This is a genomic window from Marinovum sp. E3, from assembly GCF_055755275.1.
The window spans coordinates 2,143,636-2,162,716 of record NZ_CM146908.1; the positions used below are offsets into that span (position 1 = coordinate 2,143,636).

The window sequence follows — 19,081 nt, forward strand, 5'->3', positions numbered from 1 at the left end:
GCCCATGCGTCTGAAACTAGTTCCGCAAGAGACCAACTGGGATTTCTTTTCCCGTCCCAAGCTCTGGCTTGGCATCTCTGTCGTGCTGATCGTGCTGGCCTTTGTCTCCTTCGGCCTGCGCGGGCTGAACTATGGCATCGATTTTCGTGGCGGCACGACGATCCGCACCGAAAGCGCCCAGCCGGTGGATGTCGGCGCCTATCGCGATGCGCTGACGCCGCTCGAGCTGGGGGATGTGGTGATCTCGGAGGTCTTCGATCCGACCTTCGATGCCGATCAGAATGTCGCCATGGTCCGCATCCAGGCGCAGGAAGGCCAGGAAAGCGTGACCGCCGAGGTCGTGGCCCAGGTCGAAGCCGCGCTTCAGTCCGTGGCATCCGACATCCGCTTCGTCTCGGTGGAATCGGTCGGGCCCAAGGTCTCGGGCGAGCTGATCCAGACGGCGGCGATTGCCGTGGTGCTCGCCATCGCGGCGGTGCTGGTCTACATCTGGCTGCGCTTCGAGTGGCAGTTCGCGCTTGGCGCGGTGGCGGCGCTGGTGCATGACGTGATCCTGACGATCGGGGTGTTTTCCGAGCTTCAGATCAAGTTCGACCTCGCCATCATCGCCGCCCTGCTCACCATCGTCGGCTATTCGCTGAACGATACCGTGGTGGTCTTTGACCGGGTGCGCGAGAACCTGATGAAGTTCAAGAAACGTCCGCTGCGCGAGGTGCTGAACCTCTCGATCAACGAGACCCTGAGCCGGACCTTCATGACCTCGCTGACCACGCTGCTTGCGCTGATCGCGCTCTTCGTGCTGGGCGGCGACGTGATCCGGGGCTTTGTCTTTGCGATGATCTGGGGCGTCGTGGTCGGCACCTATTCCTCGATCTTCGTGGCCTCGACCGTGCTGCTGATGCTGGGCGTCAAGCGCGACTGGAGCAAATCGCAGGACACCACCGGCAACCAGTTCGGCAACGTGGATGCCTGACTGGCTCGCTCCGGTGCTTGCCGTGCCGGGGCTGGGCTGGATGGTCTTTACCATCGCGGCCGCGGGCGTCGTCCGCGGCTTTACCGGCTTCGGAACAGCGCTGATCTTCGTGCCGGTGGCCGGCCAGTTCCTGCCGCCGGCCGATGTCATCCTGCTCATCACCCTCACCGGCGTCGGCTCGACCGTGGCACTGCTGCCGCGCGCCTGGAAGGATGCCGACAAGGCCGAGGTCGGACTGATGGCGCTCTGTGCCGTGCTGACGGTGCCGCTGGGCGTACAGGCGATGCAGGCGCTGCCGGAGACCTCGATCCGCTGGGTGGTCACCGCGATCTCGGGCGGCACGCTGTTGGCCTTGATGACCGGCTGGCGCTTTCGCGGCACGCTGGGGCGCGTCGGGCTGGGGATGATCGGGCTGGCGGCCGGGCTGATCGGCGGCATGACCGGGCTCACCGGTCCGGTGGTGATCCTCTTTTACCTCGCCGGGCTCAAGGCCGCGCGGGTGGTGCGGGCCAATACCATCCTCTATCTGGCGCTGCTCGACGTGGTGGTTTTTGCCAACCTGATCCTCGCCGGCCTGTCGAACCCGGCGATGATCGCCGTGGCCGTGGCGCTGGGGGTGCCCTACGTGGCGACCGCACTGATCGGCCAGCGTCTGTTCGACCCGGCCTATGAAACGGCCTATCGCCGGATCGCCTATGTGGTGATCGCGCTGGCAGTAGTCTCGGGCGCGCCGCTGCTGGACTGAGGCGGCCCCTACCGCTTTGCGCTCAGGTGTTGCATAACCTCGGCGCGACTCACACCAAACAGAGGACGAAGAGATGCACGACATCCGCGCCATCCGCGAAAATCCGGCTGCTTTTGATGCCGCCATGGCCCGCCGTGGAGTGGAAAACGCTTCGTCGTCCCTGCTCGAGATCGACGAGGCGCGTCGCGCCGCCATCCATGCGGCAGAGACCGCGCAGGCCGATCAGAAGGCCGCCGCCAAGCAGGTGGGCGCCGCCAAGGCCAAGGGCGACGAGGCCGAATTCGAACGGCTGCGCGCGCTGGTCGGCGAAAAGAAGGCCGAGGTCTCCGACATGCAGGCCCGCGCCAAGGAGCTGGACCAGCAGCTCACCGACGCGCTGATGTCGATCCCCAACCTGCCGTATGACGATGTGCCCGAGGGCGCCGACGAGGACGACAACGTCGAAATCCGCCGCTGGGGCACGCCGCGCAGCTTCGATTTCACCCCGAAGGAGCATTACGACCTCGCGGGCGTCGCCGACGGCATGGATTTCGAGACCGCCGCCAAACTGTCAGGCAGCCGCTTCGTGGTGCTTTCGGGGGCGGTCGCCCGCATCCACCGGGCGCTGGCGCAGTTCATGGTCGACACCCATGTCGAGGAAAACGGCCTGACCGAAACCTGGACACCGGTGCTGGTCAAGGAAGAGATGATGTATGGCACCGGCCAGCTGCCCAAGTTCGGCGAAGACAGCTATCAGACCACCAATGGCTGGTGGCTGGTGCCGACCTCGGAAGTGACCCTGACCAATATCGTCAACGGCATGACGGTGGCCGAAAGCTACCTGCCCCGCCGCTATGTGGCGCATTCGCAGTGCTTCCGCTCCGAGGCGGGCAGCGCCGGGCGTGACACCGCCGGAATGCTGCGCCAGCATCAGTTCGAAAAGGTCGAAATGGTTTCGGTCACCCACCCCGAGAAGAGCCGCGACGAGCTCGACCGGATGACCGGCTGCGCCCAGGGCATTCTCGAGCGGCTGGGCCTGCCCTATCGCACCGTGGTGCTCTGCACCGGCGACATGGGCTTTGGCGCGCGGCGGACCCATGACATCGAGGTCTGGCTGCCCGGTCAGGACAGCTATCGCGAGATCAGCTCTGTCTCGGTCTGCGGCGATTTCCAGGCGCGGCGGATGAACGCCCGGATGAAGCCGGCGGACGGCGGCAAGCCCGAGTTCCTGCACACGCTCAACGGCTCGGGGCTTGCGGTGGGCCGGACGCTGATCGCGGTGCTCGAGAATGGCCAGCAGGCCGACGGCTCGGTGACGTTACCGGAGGTGCTGCACCCCTACCTTCGTGGCAAGACGACACTTTCTGCCGACGGCGCACTGGTCTGATCAAAAGCCTGACTTAAATGGTTAGGGCATGACACGTGCCCTTGCCATCTTGCTGTTTGCCGCCGCCATCGCCTTTGCGCTTGGTCCGTTCGCCGCGCCCGGCTTCAACGGTTTTGACGCCGGCCAATTCCCCGTTCCGCAGGAAAATCCGCCGGCCCAGCCGGCGGGCTACGCCTTTGCGATCTGGGGGCCGATCTATGTCTGGCTCATCCTCGGCGCCGGGTTTCAGCTTCTCAGGCGCCACGATGCACCGGATTGGGCACCGATGCGCCTGCCGCTCATCGTCTCGCTGGTGGTCGGCGCGCCCTGGCTCGCGGTGGCGCAGGTCAGCCCGCTCTGGGCAACCCTGCTGATCTGGGTGATGTGGGGCGGCGCGGTGCTGGCGCTGCTGCGTGCGCCAGTCCGGGACGGCGCGTTCGGGCATTGGCCGGTGGGGCTCTATGCCGGGTGGCTGACAGCGGCCTCCTGCGTCTCTCTGGCGCTGCTGCTGGCGGGCTACGGCGTCACCGATGCGCTGCTGGCGGCGCTGCTGACGCTCCCTCTGGCGGTGGTGCTGGCCGGAGGCGTGATCCTGCACCGGCCGGATGCGCCGGGCTTTCCGATCGCGGTGATCTGGGCGTTGATCGGCGTGCTGGTGGCCAATTGGCAGGATGGGCCGGTCGCGGTTCTGGTGGTGGTCATCATCGGGGCTCTCGCCCTTGCCGGTCTGGCGGTGCTGCGCCGGGCGCAGCCGACGGGGTAACATGGGGCGACGCCCTTCATGACGAAGGCGCCGCCCCCCGGTTTCGGTCAGGACCCGAGGGCCCGACCTGCGCCCGCCGTCATCGACGGCCGGCACAGGCCCCCACCCGAAACCGGTGTCCGGGTCATTCCGTGAGCAGCCCGGCCTCGAGCGCCACCGACAACTCATCTTCGCTGACATCACCGCTCTGATCGACGTCGATCTGGGCGAACACCTCGACCGTCATCTCGGGATAGGCGGCCTGCAACTCCTGCATCGAGAAGCTGCCATCCGCGTCGGTGTCTTCGACCGTCACCTGGGCCAGCGCAGGGCTTGCTGCGGCGAGGACAAAGGCTGCGAGAGTGAGGGATTTGGTGGTCATAATGGTACTCCTGTGGTTTCACTAACAGACAGCGATCTGCGCTGTCCCGGTCAATCTGGCTACCTTCACTTTGACCCGCAACCCTCTGTTTGCTCATGATAATCGGGAAACTCTCGACTGGCAAAGCCTTGCCATACGGTGGCGAGTTTCGGCCGAAAATCTGCGCGAAAAATCGCCTTTGGGTTGCGATACACCGGGCCGGCGGCAAGCCTCCGCCACCCAAATCGGCCGGTCCCCGCGCAAAAAGAGACCGCCGGAACCGAGGCGCGGTTCCGGCGGGTTTCAGCCGTCAAAATCGAGGTGTCGAAAGCCGCTACCGGTCGTCGGCCCGGCCCTTGCCAAGGTGCTTGCGCAGCTTCGAGGGGCCGGGTTTCTTGCGGCCCTTGTAGGGATTCTTGTCGCCCTGCCCGCGCAGCGTCAGCCGGATCGGCGTGCCCGGCATGTCGAATGTCTCGCGCAACCCGTTGACCAGATAGCGGGTGTAGCTTTCCGGCATCTTGTCGGGGTGCGAGCACATCACCACGAAGCCCGGCGGCCGGGTCTTGGCCTGAGTCATATATTTCAGCTTGATCCGGCGGCCCTGAGGTGCCGGCGGCGGATGCGCGGCGACCATGCCTTCGAGCCAGCGGTTGAGCTGGGCGGTGGTGACGCGGCGGTTCCAGATGTCATGCGCCCGGGCAATCGCGGCGTGCAGCCGGTCTAGCCCCTTGCCGGTCTTGGCCGAAACCGTGATCAGAGGCGCGCCCTTGAGCTGCGGCAGCAGCCGGGTGAAGGCCTCCTTGAGATCGCGCAGCTTCTGCTGCTTCTCCGGCTCCACATCCCACTTGTTGACCGCGACCACAACGGCCCGGCCCTCGCGTTCGGCCAGATCGGCAATCCGCAGGTCCTGCTGTTCGAACGGGATGGCGGCGTCGAGCAGAACCACCACCACCTCGGCGAATTTGACCGCGCGCAGCCCGTCCGAGACCGAGAGTTTCTCGAGCTTTTCCTGCACCCGCGCCTTCTTGCGCATGCCGGCGGTGTCGAAAATCCGGCAGGGCGTGCCGTTCCAGTCGATCTGAAGCGAAATGGCGTCGCGGGTGATCCCGGCTTCGGGGCCGGTCAGCAGGCGATCTTCGCCGAGAATCTGGTTGATCAGCGTCGATTTGCCCGCATTCGGCCGGCCGACCACCGCGATCTGCAAGGGTTTGCTTTTGGTCGGCGCATGGTCCGGCGCCGCCTCGGCGTCGACATCCACCGCCACATCGGTGTCGGGCGCATCCTCGACCCGGGTCAGCGCCAGTTCTTCCGTGATCGGCAGCAGCGCGGTGTAGAGATCATTGAGCCCTTCGCCATGTTCGGCAGACAGCCGGATCGGCTCGCCCAGCCCGAGGTTCCAGGCCTCGATCACACCGGCATCGGCGGCGGCGCCCTCGCCCTTGTTGGCGGCGACAAGGATGTGCTTGGCACGCTTGCGCAGGATCTCGGCGAACATCTCGTCCACCGGTGTCAGCCCGGTCCGGGCGTCGATCATGAACAGGCAGACATCGGCCATGTCGACGGCACGCTCGGTCAGCCGCCGCATCCGGCCCTGAAGGCTGTCGTCGGTGGCATCCTCGAGCCCGGCGGTGTCGATCACGGTAAACCGCAGGTCGGCCAGCCGCGCCTCGCCTTCGCGCAGATCCCGGGTCACGCCCGGCTGGTCGTCGACAAGCGCCAGGCGCTTGCCCACAAGGCGGTTGAACAGCGTGGATTTGCCCACATTGGGGCGGCCCACGATGGCGAGGGTAAAGGACATCTGTCTACACGGCTCCGGAACGTATCAGACGCCCCGATACATCAGCCGCCCAAGGCCTGCAACTGGCCGTTTTTCGTCACGATATACATGACACCGCCCGCCACCACCGGATTGGTGGTCGCGCCGCCGGGGATTTCGGCGGTGCCGAGCAGCGCGCCGCTGTCAGGATCAAAGGCCCGGAGACGCCCGTCGCCGCCGGCCACGTAAAGCCGCCCGCCGGCCAGGATCGGCCCGTAGTTGCCATGGATTTCGTCGCGTTTGCGCGGCCGCTGGGTGGTATAGCCGGGCAGTTCGACAGACCAGACCTCGGCTCCGTCCGAAACATTGACCCGCTTGAGCGCATTTCGGTCGGAGATGAAGAACACCGCGCCACCGGACACCCAGACCGGTTGCAGCGCCGCGTCGCGCACCGTCCACTTGCGCGAGCCGGAGACTGCGTTGAGCGCCACCAGCCGGCCGCTGTGGTTCGAGACATAGACCGTATCGCCCACCACCACCGGATCGCCGGTGATGTCGCTGACCCGGTTGATGGCAAAACCGTTGCGGTTGCCCGCCAGCGTGGCGTTCCACATCCGCAGACCGCCCTTCTTGAAGGCGCCCTGCACGTCGCCCGAGCCATAGCCGAAGATCACGAACTGATCGGTCACCGCCGGCGCCGGGCCGCCGTGCACGTTGTTGACGTCTTCCAGCCCGTCGATCTGCCAGCGGATGCGGCCGGTGTCGGCCTCGAGCGCCCAGGCGGTGCGGTCGCCGGCCACCAGATAGACGATCTCGCCGTCGTAGCTTGGCGCGGCGGTGCCGCTGGCCTGCAACTTCTGGCTCCAGATCTCGGCGCCGCTGGCCGGATCGAGCGCGGTGACCGTGCCGTAGCCGGAGGTGACATAAAGCCGCCCGCCGCCAATCGCCAGCCCGCCACCCGAGCCCTGCCCGGCGCCATCGCGTGTCGGTGCCAGATTGCGCGTCCAGAGGGTTTCGCCGCCGGTCGACGTGGCGCTGACCAGCGCTTCGCTGTCGAGGGTGAAGATGCGGCCGTCGGCGATCACCGGATCGGCGGTGATGCGCAGTTTGCGAGTGTCACCCTTGCCGATCGGCGCGGTCCAGAGCGTGCGCGGCGCAGAGCCGAAGGCCGGATGATCGGTGCGGGTGGCGGGTGTGCCATGGCCCTGAAGCCAGGATGCATTGCGTTGTACCGCCGGCAGCGCCAGCGCGTCCGCAGGCGCCGTCTCGGGCGCAAGTGAAGCCTCTTCGGCGCGGATCGGCTCGCGCTCGCCGGGCAGGATCACCTCGTTCTGCGTACAGGCCGCAACCAAGCAAAGCGCAGCCACGCCCAACACCGTCCTGTTCCTTGCCGTTTTCACCAAACCCGTCCCCGTCATTCTTTTACCGGTCGGCCTTTCGTCGGCCAAACCATTGACCTCACACGCTTCAGGCGGCGTCAAGCTCTCCGCCCAAGGCGACAATCACCTGAGAGACCCGCTGGCGCAAGCCCGCCGTCACCTCGGCATCGGCGAGGATGGACTGAAACCGCGCGATTGCGGCTTCGGTGTCACCGGTTTCCACCTCGATCAGCGCGATCTGCTCTTCCGCCAGCAGCCGCAGCGGGCTGCCGGCCCGGGCCAGCGCCTCGAAAGAAGTGCGACGTTCGCTGGCCTCGCGGCTGTCGGATTGCAGCAGCAGCATGCGAAAGGCCGCGATGTCCCGATAGATCTGCGGCACCTCGCCATTGGCGGCAATCGCGGCAAGGGTTTCGGCGGCGGCGGCCTCCTGCTCGGCACTCGCCTGTTCGGCAGCGGTCAGCAGGGCCAGAAGCGCCGTGCCACCGGCAGAGCCGGGCGCGACCTCGCCAAGGGCGGAAATCCGGGCCTCGGGTTCTTCGGTCTCGAGCGCGGCCAGCATCGAATCGCCAAGCGCCTCGGCCTCGGCTTGCTCTTGTGCGCGGGAATATTCCCGCCATGCCGCGCCGCCGACGATCAGCAGCACCAGCAGCACACCGATCCAGCCGTACCGCTTGAGCAGCAGGAAAAGCCGGTCGCGGCGGACCTCTTCGGTCACTTCTTCGATGAAACTGTCGGTCTGGCTCACGTCACTGCCTCATGTCTTGCGCCGATGGTGCGGCGAGCGGGTCGATCCCGCCCCTCTTACCCCGGCCCGGTGCAAGTGCCAAGGGCCGGGCAACCGCTTCGAATCCCGGCGGCGCTGCGGCTTTATTGCAGCCTGGCAAGGAAAAGTATAAACTGAACTGGTCTGTTCAGCGTATCATCCTTATATGACCTCGGTAAGCGCAGGAGAGTGATCTGCTGCGCCGGATTTTGCGGTGTGTGAGACTCGAAGAAAGCATGGTATGCGACTTATCCCACTTTTGACGGCAATTGCCGTGTCAGCTTTTCTGGTGGTTGCCGTGTTGCAACGCGACGCCCTGTTCGATTTCGCGCGCGAAAATCACCTGGCGCTGGTGCTGGGCGATGCCCCTGAGGACGAGGCCACCGCGTCCGAGCCGGAGGCAGAGCCGGAGCCCGTCCCGGAAACGCCGGCACCGCAGGGCGTGCGCGTGGTCGCGCGGCATTCGCAGGCCGAGGTGGTTGATACCGCCGTGATCCTGCGCGGCCAGACCGAGGCCGCCCGCGAAGTCAACGTGATGGCCGAAACCAGCGGTCTTGTTGTCTCGGACCCACTGCGCAAGGGCGCCTTTGTCGAACAGGGCCAGCTTTTGTGCGAGCTTGATCCCGGCACCCGCGGCGCCTCGCTCGACGAGGCGCTGGCGCGGCTGGAAGAGGCCGAGGCGCGGGTGCCCGGCATCGAGGCCGGGGTGCCCGAGGCCGAAGCCCGGCTGCAAGAGGCGCTGGCCCGTCTCGACGAGGCCGAAATCAATGCCCGCGCCGCCAAGGCGCTCAAGGAAGACGGTTTTTCCACCGACACCCGCGTCGCCGCGACCGCCGCCGCCGTGCGCAGCGCCGAAGCCTCGGTCAGCGCGGCCCGTGCCGGGCTCGAGATCGCGAAATCCGGCCTCAAGGGCGCGCAGGCCTCGATCCGCACCGCCGAGGCCGCCGTCGCCGCCGCCCGCAAGGAAATCGACCGGCTCGAGGTCAGGGCGCCGTTCGCTGGCCTGCTGGAATCGGACGCGGCCGAGCTTGGCACGCTGATGCAGCCCGGCGCGCTCTGCGCCACGATCATCCAGCTCGATCCGATCAAGCTGGTGGCCTATGTCCCGGAAACCGAAGTTGCCCGCGTCGAGCTTGGCGCCCTGGCCGGGGCCGAACTGGCCGAAGGCCGCGACGTGGCCGGCCAGGTCACTTTCCTGTCACGCTCGGCCGATCCCACCACCCGCACCTTCCGGGTCGAGATCACCGCCGCCAATCCCGATCTGAAGATCCGTGACGGCCAGACCGCCGAGATCGCCATTTCCACCGCCGGCGTTGCCGCGCATCTCCTGCCCGCCTCGGTCTTGACGCTGAACGATGACGGCACCCTCGGCATCCGCAGCGTCACCTCGGACAGCACCGCCGCCTTTCTGCCGGTCACTTTGCTGCGCGACACGCGCGAGGGCGTCTGGCTGGCCGGGCTGCCCGAAACGGTCGATGTCATCACCCTGGGGCAGGAATATGTCGAAAGCGGTGTCAGGGTGATCCCCACCTATCGCGAGGCAACCGCGGAGGTCAGCCAATGACCGGCATGGTCGATTGGGCGGCTGACCGCGCGCGGATGGTTCTGGCCTTCATTGCCCTCTCGTTTCTGGCGGGGGGCTTTGCCTATGTGGGGCTGCCGAAAGAGGGTGAGCCGGATATCGAGATCCCGGCGCTCTTTGTCTCGGTCCCCTTCCCCGGGATTTCCGCCGCCGATGCCGAGACGCTGCTGGTCAAACCGATGGAAACCGAGCTTTCCGATCTCGACGGGCTGGAGACGCTCTCCGGCACCGCCGCCGAGGGTTATGCCGGCGTGGCGCTGGAGTTCGAGTTCGGCTGGGACAAGACCAAGGTCATGGCCGACGTCCGCGATGCGATGAAATCGGCCGAGGCGAATTTTCCCGATGGCGCCGAGCAATACACCATCAACGAGATCAACTTTTCCGAATTTCCCATCGTCATCGTCAACCTGACCGGCGCCGTGCCCGAACGCACCATGGCCCGCGTCGCCGAGGATTTGCAGGACCGGATCGAGGGGCTCGACAGCGTGCTCGAGGCCGGGATCGCCGGCAAGCGCGACGAGATGCTCGAGGTGGTGATCGATCCGCTGCGGCTCGAGGCCTACAACGTCACGGCCGGCGAGCTGATCGGCGTGGTGCAGAACAACAACCAGTTGATTGCTGCCGGCGAGGTCGAAACCGCGCAGGGCACCTTCGCGGTCAAGATCCCCTCCTCGTTTGACGAGCCGCAGGACATCTTCAATCTGCCGGTCAAGACAAACGGCGACCGCGTGGTGACGCTGGGCGATCTGGCGCAGATCCAGCTCACCTTCGAAGACCGGCTTGGCACCGCCCGTTTCAACGGCGAGGAGACGGTGGCGCTTCAGGTGGTAAAACGCAAGGGTTTCAACCTGATCGACACCGCAGCTCAGGTAAAGGAAGAGGTCGCCGCCGCGCAAGCCGACTGGCCGGACGAATTGCGTGCAGCCGTCGAAGTGGGCACCTCGAATGACCAGAGCCGGGTTGTCGCATCGATGGTCAGCCAGCTCGAGGGCTCGGTGCTGACCGCCATCGCGCTGGTGATGATCGTGGTGCTGGCGGCGCTCGGCACACGGCCGGCGCTGCTGGTCGGATTTGCCATTCCCACATCGTTCCTGCTCTGCTTCGTGCTTCTGGGCGTGATGGGCATCACGATTTCGAACATCGTCATGTTCGGACTGATCCTTGCCGTCGGCATGCTGGTCGATGGCGCCATCGTGGTGGTGGAATATGCCGACAAACGCATCCGCGACGGCGTCGGCCCGATGCATGCCTATGTCGAGGCCGCCAAGCGGATGTTCTGGCCGATCGTCTCATCCACCGCCACGACGCTCTGTGCCTTCCTGCCGATGTTGTTCTGGCCCGGCATTCCCGGCGAGTTCATGGGCATGCTGCCGGTTACCCTGATCTTCGTGCTCTCGGCCTCGCTGATCGTGGCGCTGATCTACCTGCCGGTGATGGGCGGCGTGACCGGGCGGATGAGCCGGATGTTCGCCCGCTCGTCCGACTGGCTCGAGCGGCGTTTCCCCTGGATCGTCCGCGCCGCGCTGGTGCCGGTCTCGCTGATGGTGATCTTTGTCGGTGCCATGCAGGTGCTCAACCCGGCCTACCTCTTCGCCACGCCGCTGCAAGGCGCGCTGGCGGTGCTGCCCGGTGCGGCGATCTTTCTCGCCGGCGCCTTCATGGCCTCGGTCACGCTGGGCGCGGTCGAGTTTCACTGGCAGCGCAAGCGTATCCGCGCCGGCCGGCGCCGCACGCTCTTTGGCTGGTTCATCAAGCTGATCGCCGGCAACCCGATCATGCCCATCGTCACCGCCGCGGCGGTGCTGGGTTTTGTGATGTCGGTCTTTGGCTACTTCGGCGAGAACAACAGGGGCGTCGAATTCTTTGTCGAAAGCGAGCCGGAACAGGCCATCGTCTATGTGCTGGCGCGCGGCAATCTCTCGCTCGAGGAAAAGGATGCCATCGTCCGCCAGGCCGAGGACATCGTGCTGGCCCATCCCGGGGTCGATAATGCCTTTGCCTTTGCCGGGGACGGCGGGCTGAATTCCAACACCGGCGGCGCCGAGCCGCCAAAGGAAACCATCGGCCAGGTCCAGCTCGAGACCATCCCCTGGGAAGACCGCACCGACCGCCCCGATCTCGACGGCGATATCATCCTCGAGGAATTGCAGGCCGAGCTCGAGCAAATCCCCGGCGTGCGCATCGAGATCCTGGCCCAGGCGCGCGGCCCGGCCAGCGCCAAGCCGGTGCATCTGCGTCTCAAGGGCGACAATTGGGAAGACCTGATCGCCGCCACCGAAACCGCCCGCGCGCGGTTCGAGGCGACCCCGGGGCTGCACCTGGTCGAAGACACGCTGCCCCTGCCCGGCATCGACTGGCAGATCGACGTCGATGTCGAAAAGGCCGGCCGCTTCGGCGCCGATGTGGCTACCGTCGGCGCCATGGTGCAGCTCGTGACCCGCGGCATCCTGCTCGACACCATGCGGGTGGACAGCTCGGACGAAGAGATCGACATTCGCGTCCGCCTGCCCGAAGCCGACCGCGTGCTGTCGACGCTCGATACGCTCAAGGTCCGCACCGCCGATGGCCTGGTGCCGCTGTCGAATTTCGTCACCCGCCAGCCGGTCGCCAAACTGGCCGAGATCGCGCGTGTTGACCAGAAACGTTATTTCGACGTCAAGGCCGCCGTACGGCCCGGGCTGACCACCTTTGTCACCGGCGACGGCGAATCCGCCCGGATCCTCGCCCATGGCCGGGCCGTCCCGGAGGGCGAGACCGGCGACCTGACCGTCGGTGCCACCGATTATCTGATCGAGGGCTATGGCGACGGCCAGACGCTCGAGACGCTGAAGACCGCCGATCTGCGCGCCGTGCCGCTGACCGCCAATGAGCGTATCGCGCAGCTTACAGACTGGCTCGGGACCGCGCCGCTGGGGCCTGGCATCGAGACCGAATGGACCGGCGATCAGGAGGATCAGGAGGAAAGCCAGCAATTCCTGATGTCCGCCTTTGCCGGGGCGCTGGGGCTGATGTTCATCATCCTGCTGGCGCAGTTCAACAGCTTCTACAATTCGGTGCTGGTGCTCTTGGCCGTGGTGCTCTCGACCACCGGCGTGCTGATCGGCATGCTGGTAATGGATCAGACCTTCTCGATCATCATGACCGGCACCGGCATCGTCGCCCTCGCCGGCATCGTGGTGAACAACAACATTGTTCTGATCGACACCTATATGGAATATTCGCGCTACATGCCGCGGATCGAGGCCATCGTGCGCACCGCCGAGGACCGCATCCGCCCGGTGCTCCTGACCACGATCACCACCATGGCGGGCCTGGCACCGATGATGTTCGGGCTCAGCCTGGATTTCTGGGCCGGCGGCTATTCCATCGACAGCCCCACCGCGCTCTGGTGGAAACAGCTGGCCACTGCCGTGGTCTTTGGCCTTGGCATCGCCACGGTGCTGACGCTGGTGTTCACCCCCGCCATGCTGGCGATGCGGGTCTGGTTCTGGACCTATGTGTTCTGGTTCGCCCGTCTGCTGGCGCGGCTGGGTCAGGGCCGGTCGAGCCGGGCCGCCCGCGACTGGGCACTGAACCGCAAGGCGCGGCGGATCAAGCACCCGGAAATCCTCTGGGTCGACGATCCCGCGCCGCCCGCGCCCGCGCCGGCCGAGACGCAACCCGAATTGCCGCTGCGCGCGGCGGAATGAGCGGAGGGCCGGAGCCTCAAAGAATCCGGCCCTGAATTCTCAGGAATTCAGGCAGGATCCGCCGACATATCCTGCGCCGCCCCATCAGACGACCGAAAGACTTGCAAATGACAGCCACCGACGCGCAGCCCGCCGAGGACGCCAACGCCGCCATCGCCCGGGAGGAACGCCGTTCCGGCTGGCGCACCATCAACCGCGTCGCCCCCTACCTCTGGCCCGACGATCACCCCTGGGTCAAGAAACGCGTCATCGCCGCCATGGCGGTGCTGGTGCTGGCCAAGCTGATCGCCGTCGGCACGCCGATGCTTTACAAGGCGGCGGTCGACACCCTCGGAGGCGAAGGCTCGACCCTGCTGCTCGGCGCGGTGGGGCTCACCGTGGCCTATGGCATGGCGCGGCTGATGACCAACGGCTTTCAGCAGCTGCGCGACGCGCTCTTTGCGGCGGTCGGCCAGCGTGCCCTGCGGCAATTGGCGCTCGAGACCTTTACCCATATCCACCGGTTGTCGATGCGCTATCACATCACCCGCAAGACCGGCGGGCTGAGCCGCATCATCGAACGCGGGGTCAAGGGCGTCGAGTTCCTGCTGCGCTTCATGCTGTTCTCGGTCGGGCCTCTGGTGCTGGAACTGCTGCTGATCGCCGTGGTGCTGTTTTTCCTGTTCGACGTCTGGTATCTGGCCGTGGTGGCGGTGACCATCGCGCTTTATGTCTGGTTCACCTTCAAGGTCACCGAATGGCGGGTCAAACTGCGCCGCCAGATGAACGATCAGGACACCGACGCCAATCAGAAGGCGATCGACAGCCTGCTCAACTTCGAAACGGTCAAGTATTTCGGCGCCGAAGCCCGCGAGGCGGCGCGCTATGACCAGGCCATGGCAGGGTACGAACGCGCGGCCCTCAAGACCTCCTATTCACTGGCCTTCCTCAATTTCGGCCAGTCCTTCCTGATCACCGCCGGGCTGGTGGGGGTCATGGTGATGGCGGCGCTCGGGGTGCAGAACGGCGATCTGACGGTGGGCGATTTCGTCATGGTCAACGCCTACATGATCCAGATCACCATGCCGCTGAACTTTCTCGGCACGGTCTACCGCGAGATCCGCCAGAGCCTGGTCGATATGGGCGAGATGTTCGGCCTGCTCGAACAACCGGCCGAGATCGCTGACAAGCCCGGCGCGCCGGCGCTGCATGTTGCCGGCGGCACGGTGGCGCTAAATGACGTGCATTTCGGCTATGATCCGGCCCGGCCCATTCTCAAGGGGGTATCGGTCACCGCGCAGGCGGGCCAAAAGGTGGCCATCGTCGGCCCCTCGGGCTCTGGCAAGAGCACCATCGGCCGGCTGCTGTTCCGGTTCTACGACGTCACCGACGGGTCGCTCACCATCGACGGCCAGGACGTGCGCGACGTGACCCAGGACAGTCTGCATGACGCCATCGGCGTGGTGCCGCAGGACACGGTGCTGTTCAACGACTCGATCTATTACAACATCGAATATGGCCGCGAGGGGGCCAGCCGCGACGAGATCATCGCCGCCGCGAAATCCGCGCAGATCCACGACTTCATCAAGAGCCTGCCCGAAGGCTATGACACCATGGTCGGCGAACGCGGGCTCAAGCTCTCGGGCGGCGAGAAACAGCGCGTCGGCATCGCCCGCACCCTGCTCAAGAACCCGCCGATCCTGCTGTTGGACGAGGCCACCTCGGCGCTCGACAGCGAGACCGAACAGGAAATCCAGGGCGCGCTGGATCGCGCTGCCGAGGGGCGCACGGTGCTGATGATCGCGCACCGGCTCTCGACCGTGGCCGAGGCCGATCAGATCATCGTGTTGCAGGACGGCGAGATCGTCGAACGCGGCACCCATGCCGACCTGCTGGCGCGCGACGGCCGCTATGCCAGCCTCTGGCGGCGGCAACAGGCGGAAGCCGACGCCGCCTGAGGCCCTGGCCACTTGGGCCGAGAAGCGTTTACGGGGGCGGCGCGCCTACTCCGCCGCCTCCTCTGCCGGAAGGTCGAACACCTGCCCAGGATAGATCAGGTCGGGATCGCGGATCTGCCCCCGGTTGGCATCGAAGACCCGCACATAAAGGATGCCCTCGCCATAGCGGTCGCGGGCGATCTGCCAGAGGGTATTGCCCGGCTGCACGGTGACGATCCTGACCGGCCCGTCGCCCTCGGTGGCGTTTGACGCCTTGTCCAGCGCCTCGCGGTCCTCGCGCAGGAATGGTGTTTCGGCGCGCGAGGTGACCTCGCCCGCCCCGTCCACCTCGTCGACGCGCAGGGTATAGACCCCCTTGTCGACCTGCGGCAGCGTCACCCGCCAGGAGCCATCGGCGCGGACCCGCGACGTGGTGATCGGCGTGTTGTCCAGGTAGACCCGGACAAAACCGCCGGCCTCGCCGCCGGTGCCGCGCCCGGCAAGCGCAACATCGCCGGCGTTGTCATAGCTGATCGTGTCGATTGCCACCCGGTCCAGCACCTCCGGCCCGGTCAGCACCCGCACACCTTCATTGTCTGAGGCCAGCAAGGTCGGTGGCGTCTCGGGTTCCGGCACCGCCGGGGCCTCCACCGCCTCCGGCACCGCGCGCAGCAGGTCGGTGTCGCGGCTGACCGTCGCGGCCACCTCGGCCACCGGATCGGCCGCGGTTGCCGAGGTTGCCGCGGGCGCAACCAGCACCGGGGCGGCGCCGACCCCGGCGGGCGGCTCGGAGGTATCCGCGGCGGCGATGTCTTCGGACCGGTCCGCGCCGGCGGATGCCGGCGCCGAAGTGTCCACCGCGGCGGGGCGATCCGGCACTGCGGGGTCTGCCTCGTCCGGAGCCGGTTCCGTTACGGCCGCTGTCGCCACGGGCTCGGGCGCGGCGGGGGTCTGCACCGGGGGGTCGATCTGCTCCGGGCTGGCGGCGGCGCCCTCGGGCACGTCCAGCGCGGCCACGGCCTCTGTCGTGCGTTCCGGCTCGGGGCTTTCATCTGCTGCCCCGGCAACAGGGCGCTCGGCCACCACTTCTGCGCTCGGGGTCTCCCCTGCGTCCGCCGCTGCGCCGCCATCGGAACCGGCAGGTTGCGGTTCTACGACTTCCGCGATGTCGCCGGCGGGCGCGATTTCCGCATCCGCTGCCGTTTCGGCGCCCTCCGCGTCGGGCAGAGCGGCGCGGTCACGCGGTTCGGATTCCACCGGTGTCTTCTCGGCCACGGCCTCGGGCGCCGGGGCCGCTTCATCGGGCGCGGCTTTGTCCACCGCGCCAAAGGGCGCGACGATGATCTCGGTCTTGGAAAAGACCTCCGTGTCGGCCAGCCCCGTGGCGAGGGTCATCAGCCGGGGCTGGCGGCTGGGCGGGATGCGCAGCAGGCTGACGAAACGGCCGTCGCTGCCCGAGGTGGTTTCGCCGATCTCGCCGCCATCGAGAAAGATCCGCACCGGCGCCCGGGCCGCGCCTTCGCCCGCCACGATCGCCGAGCCGTCGGGCTCGATCCGCACCAGATCGAAGGTCGGCGGCACAAGCGGCGGCGCGGCCTTGTCCACGGGCTCGGGTTCTGGCGGCGTCGGCTCTGCGGTTGCAGGATCCGGTGTGGGGTCGCTGTCGGGCAGTTCGGCAGTTTCGGCCTCTGGCACGGCCTCAGGGGCCTCGGCCCTTTCGGCGTCCGGTGCCGGGTCGGGGTCAGAGGCGATTGCGCCCGCGTTTTCCGGCGCGGCGCCGGCGTCCGGTGCAGGCTCTGGCGCGGCCACCGGCGCAGGCTCCTCCTCCGGCAGCTCGGCGATCTCGGCCTCCGGCGTTGGCTCGTCGTCCGGCATCTCGGCGCTCTCGGCCTCCGGCGCCGGGCCATTATCCGGCACCTCGGTTAGCTCGGCCTCCGGCACGGGGTCGCTGTCGGGCAGCTCGGCAAGCTCGGCTTCCGGTGCGGGGTCGCGGTCCGGCTTTTTGGCAGGCTCGGCCTCCGGCGCCGGGTCGCTGTCAACGCTCTCGACGACCGGCGCGGGCCCCGAGTATTGCGCCTCGTCTTGCGCCGCGTCGCTCTCGGGCTTCGGCGTATTCGCGGGCTCGGGCGTGATCAGTGCCGCCGGGGTCTCGCGAGGCGTCTCGGGATCGCCATAGAGCGTCATGACCACATACCCCGCAATGGCCACAGCCGCGCCGGCCGCGCCTCCGCCCAGATATCCGATCCATTTCGCCATTTTGGTCCCCTTTGCGCGCATTGGGCAGTCCGGAGCGCGCGGCCCCCTAATTCCCGGCAGATGTCCTCAATTAACCGTGAAACCACTGGGAAAAAACGTACAAAACACTAGCAGGGGCGGTCATCACGGTCAAAATGTGGATTTCCGGCGACATTTTCGGACACCCTCCGCCCCGCAGCGGCCTGCGCGCGCCGCAGGACCGGCCGGGTGCGTTGACTTCCCATGCTGCACGCGCAACATGTCCAGAGATTACAGGACGACCGAGGCAGGAGCGAGTGACAATGACCGACATCTCTGTGTGCGTTTACTGCGGCTCGCGTGATGGCTCAGATCCGGCCTATGCCGAGGCCGCCGAAACGCTGGGCCGGGCGCTGGCCGACGAGAGCTGGCGGCTGGTCTACGGTGCCGGTGACGTCGGCCTCATGGGGCGCGTGGCGCGCAGCGCGCAGGATAGCGGCGGCGAGACCTTTGGCGTGATCCCCAAACACCTGCTGGATGTCGAAGTCGGCAAGCGCGATCTCTCGACCTTTGTCGTCACCGAAACCATGCACGAGCGCAAGAAGGTCATGCTGATGAACGCCAATGCGGTCATCCTGCTGCCCGGCGGCGCCGGATCGCTCGACGAATTCTTCGAGGTGCTGACATGGGCGCAGCTTGGCCTGCATGACAAGCCGGTGATCCTGCTGAACGTGGCGGGCTATTGGAACCCGTTGCTGGCGCTGCTCGATCACGTGATCGATCAGGGCTTTGCCGAAGCCTCGCTGCGCGCCTTCTGGGAACCGGCCGAAAACGTCGCCGATTGCGTGGCCAAGCTGCGCACCGCGCTGGGGCGCTGATCCCGTCCGGCTTTGGCCCGGACAGCTGCAACGAAAAGGCCCGCCCGTGGGAAACGGGCGGGCCAAAATTCAGCGTTCAGAAGCAATATCAGGCGCTTGCGAGACGTTCCGCGACATTTTCCCAGTTCAACAGGTTGTCGAGGAAGTTGTCGAGATACGCCGGGCGCTTGTTGCGGAAATCGATGTAATAGGAGTGCTCCCAGACGTCGCAGCCCAACAGCGCGGTCTGGTTGAAGCACAGCGGGTTGACGCCGTTTTCGGTCTTGGTGACTTTCAGCGAGCCGTCGGTATCGACAACCAGCCAGGCCCAGCCCGAGCCGAACTGACCGGCGCCGGCGGCGGCAAATTGCTTCTTGAACTCGTCGACCGAGCCGAAGCCATCCTTCAGGCGGCTTTCCAGCTCGCCCGGCAGGCTGGCGCTGTTCGGGCCCATCATTTCCCAGAACTGCATGTGGTTCCAGTGCTGCGACGCATTGTTGAAGATGCCCGATTGCGCCACGGCGTTGGCGTCATAGGTGCCCTTGACGATCTCTTCGAGCGTCTTGCCTTCCCACTCGGTGCCCGAGATCAGCTTGTTGCCGTTGTCGACATAGGCCTTGTGGTGGATGTCGTGGTGGTACTCGAGCGTTTCCTTGCTCATGCCTTGGCCGGCAAGGGCATCGTGCGCATAGGGAAGATCGGGAAGTTCGAAAGCCATGGGTACACCCCTTTTTCTTGATGGTCGCGTTCCCGGTATAA

General features: G+C 66.4%; 14 protein-coding genes. 8 read left to right on the forward strand and 6 right to left on the reverse strand.

Features of this window, described 5'->3' with window-relative positions:
* Nucleotides 1–4 precede the first annotated feature (4 nt).
* The 4 genes from secF to AC0J5K_RS10540 all read left to right on the forward strand — a co-directional run bounded on the left by secF (nucleotide 5) and on the right by AC0J5K_RS10540 (nucleotide 3,826).
* Nucleotides 5–973 carry a protein translocase subunit SecF gene (gene secF, locus AC0J5K_RS10525; protein ID WP_074835072.1) on the forward strand — a complete coding sequence of 323 codons (969 nt, stop codon included), beginning with the start codon at nucleotides 5–7 and terminating at the stop codon, nucleotides 971–973.
* Entirely contained in the window at nucleotides 966–1,718 is a 753-nt protein-coding gene (locus AC0J5K_RS10530) for a sulfite exporter TauE/SafE family protein (protein WP_048531037.1), read from the forward strand. Before secF ends, AC0J5K_RS10530 begins: the two co-directional genes overlap by 8 nt.
* Nucleotides 1,719–1,791: 73 nt before the next feature.
* Nucleotides 1,792–3,084, forward strand: coding sequence for a serine--tRNA ligase (gene serS / locus AC0J5K_RS10535; protein WP_074835074.1), 1,293 nt, complete (start codon nucleotides 1,792–1,794; stop codon nucleotides 3,082–3,084).
* Between the two features lie 28 nt (nucleotides 3,085–3,112).
* On the forward strand, nucleotides 3,113–3,826 hold the full coding sequence (locus AC0J5K_RS10540; protein ID WP_074835075.1) for a hypothetical protein: 714 nt from the start codon (nucleotides 3,113–3,115) through the stop codon (nucleotides 3,824–3,826).
* Nucleotides 3,827–3,950: 124 nt separating this feature from the next.
* Here AC0J5K_RS10540 and AC0J5K_RS10545 read toward each other — a convergent pair whose 3' ends face one another.
* From AC0J5K_RS10545 to AC0J5K_RS10560, 4 genes are all read right to left on the reverse strand, one after another.
* The gene (locus AC0J5K_RS10545) at nucleotides 3,951–4,187 is read right to left on the reverse strand and encodes an EF-hand domain-containing protein (RefSeq protein ID WP_048531031.1); all 237 of its coding nucleotides are present in this window, start codon (nucleotides 4,185–4,187) and stop codon (nucleotides 3,951–3,953) included.
* A gap of 313 nt (nucleotides 4,188–4,500) precedes the next feature.
* Entirely contained in the window at nucleotides 4,501–5,964 is a 1,464-nt protein-coding gene (gene der / locus AC0J5K_RS10550) for a ribosome biogenesis GTPase Der (RefSeq protein WP_048531029.1), read from the reverse strand.
* 41 nt (nucleotides 5,965–6,005) lie between these two features.
* Entirely contained in the window at nucleotides 6,006–7,289 is a 1,284-nt protein-coding gene (locus AC0J5K_RS10555) for an outer membrane protein assembly factor BamB family protein (protein ID WP_338020369.1), read from the reverse strand.
* 100 nt (nucleotides 7,290–7,389) lie between these two features.
* A complete protein-coding gene (locus tag AC0J5K_RS10560) occupies nucleotides 7,390–8,046 on the reverse strand; it encodes a tetratricopeptide repeat protein (protein WP_274563002.1) in 657 nt (218 codons plus the stop codon).
* A 292-nt stretch (nucleotides 8,047–8,338) separates the two neighbouring features.
* Here AC0J5K_RS10560 and AC0J5K_RS10565 point away from each other — a divergent pair, with 292 nt between their 5' ends.
* The 3 genes from AC0J5K_RS10565 (at nucleotide 8,339) to AC0J5K_RS10575 (ending at nucleotide 15,272) form a co-directional block, all read left to right on the forward strand.
* Nucleotides 8,339–9,628, forward strand: a complete 1,290-nt coding sequence (locus tag AC0J5K_RS10565) for an efflux RND transporter periplasmic adaptor subunit (protein WP_338020368.1) — start codon at nucleotides 8,339–8,341, stop codon at nucleotides 9,626–9,628.
* Nucleotides 9,625–13,335, forward strand: a complete 3,711-nt coding sequence (locus AC0J5K_RS10570) for an efflux RND transporter permease subunit (RefSeq protein ID WP_274563000.1) — start codon at nucleotides 9,625–9,627, stop codon at nucleotides 13,333–13,335. Before AC0J5K_RS10565 ends, AC0J5K_RS10570 begins: the two co-directional genes overlap by 4 nt.
* Before the next feature lie 107 nt (nucleotides 13,336–13,442).
* The gene (locus AC0J5K_RS10575) at nucleotides 13,443–15,272 is read left to right on the forward strand and encodes an ABCB family ABC transporter ATP-binding protein/permease (RefSeq protein WP_048531018.1); all 1,830 of its coding nucleotides are present in this window, start codon (nucleotides 13,443–13,445) and stop codon (nucleotides 15,270–15,272) included.
* Nucleotides 15,273–15,317: 45 nt separating this feature from the next.
* Here AC0J5K_RS10575 and AC0J5K_RS10580 read toward each other — a convergent pair whose 3' ends face one another.
* A complete protein-coding gene (locus tag AC0J5K_RS10580; protein WP_274562999.1) occupies nucleotides 15,318–17,507 on the reverse strand; it encodes a LysM peptidoglycan-binding domain-containing protein in 2,190 nt (729 codons plus the stop codon).
* A 281-nt stretch (nucleotides 17,508–17,788) separates the two neighbouring features.
* Between AC0J5K_RS10580 and AC0J5K_RS10585 the strand changes: the two genes are divergently transcribed.
* On the forward strand, nucleotides 17,789–18,343 hold the full coding sequence (locus AC0J5K_RS10585) for an LOG family protein (RefSeq protein ID WP_074835084.1): 555 nt from the start codon (nucleotides 17,789–17,791) through the stop codon (nucleotides 18,341–18,343).
* A gap of 88 nt (nucleotides 18,344–18,431) precedes the next feature.
* On the opposite strand, the gene AC0J5K_RS10590 is transcribed toward AC0J5K_RS10585, so the two are convergent.
* Nucleotides 18,432–19,040 carry a superoxide dismutase gene (locus tag AC0J5K_RS10590; RefSeq protein WP_274562998.1) on the reverse strand — a complete coding sequence of 203 codons (609 nt, stop codon included), beginning with the start codon at nucleotides 19,038–19,040 and terminating at the stop codon, nucleotides 18,432–18,434.
* Nucleotides 19,041–19,081: the final 41 nt, after the last annotated feature.

Bases quoted from the DNA above. Each gene is read 5' to 3' on its own strand.
- AC0J5K_RS10570 (WP_274563000.1), top strand. From the start codon at position 9,625: ATGACCGGCATGGTCGATTGGGCGGCTGACCGCGCGCGGATGGTTCTG.
- AC0J5K_RS10590 (WP_274562998.1), bottom strand. From the start codon at position 19,040: ATGGCTTTCGAACTTCCCGATCTTCCCTATGCGCACGATGCCCTTGCC.
- AC0J5K_RS10530 (WP_048531037.1), top strand. From the start codon at position 966: ATGCCTGACTGGCTCGCTCCGGTGCTTGCCGTGCCGGGGCTGGGCTGG.
- der (WP_048531029.1), bottom strand. From the start codon at position 5,964: ATGTCCTTTACCCTCGCCATCGTGGGCCGCCCCAATGTGGGCAAATCC.
- serS (WP_074835074.1), top strand. From the start codon at position 1,792: ATGCACGACATCCGCGCCATCCGCGAAAATCCGGCTGCTTTTGATGCC.
- AC0J5K_RS10545 (WP_048531031.1), bottom strand. From the start codon at position 4,187: ATGACCACCAAATCCCTCACTCTCGCAGCCTTTGTCCTCGCCGCAGCA.
- AC0J5K_RS10580 (WP_274562999.1), bottom strand. From the start codon at position 17,507: ATGGCGAAATGGATCGGATATCTGGGCGGAGGCGCGGCCGGCGCGGCT.
- AC0J5K_RS10585 (WP_074835084.1), top strand. From the start codon at position 17,789: ATGACCGACATCTCTGTGTGCGTTTACTGCGGCTCGCGTGATGGCTCA.
- AC0J5K_RS10540 (WP_074835075.1), top strand. From the start codon at position 3,113: ATGACACGTGCCCTTGCCATCTTGCTGTTTGCCGCCGCCATCGCCTTT.
- secF (WP_074835072.1), top strand. From the start codon at position 5: ATGCGTCTGAAACTAGTTCCGCAAGAGACCAACTGGGATTTCTTTTCC.
- AC0J5K_RS10575 (WP_048531018.1), top strand. From the start codon at position 13,443: ATGACAGCCACCGACGCGCAGCCCGCCGAGGACGCCAACGCCGCCATC.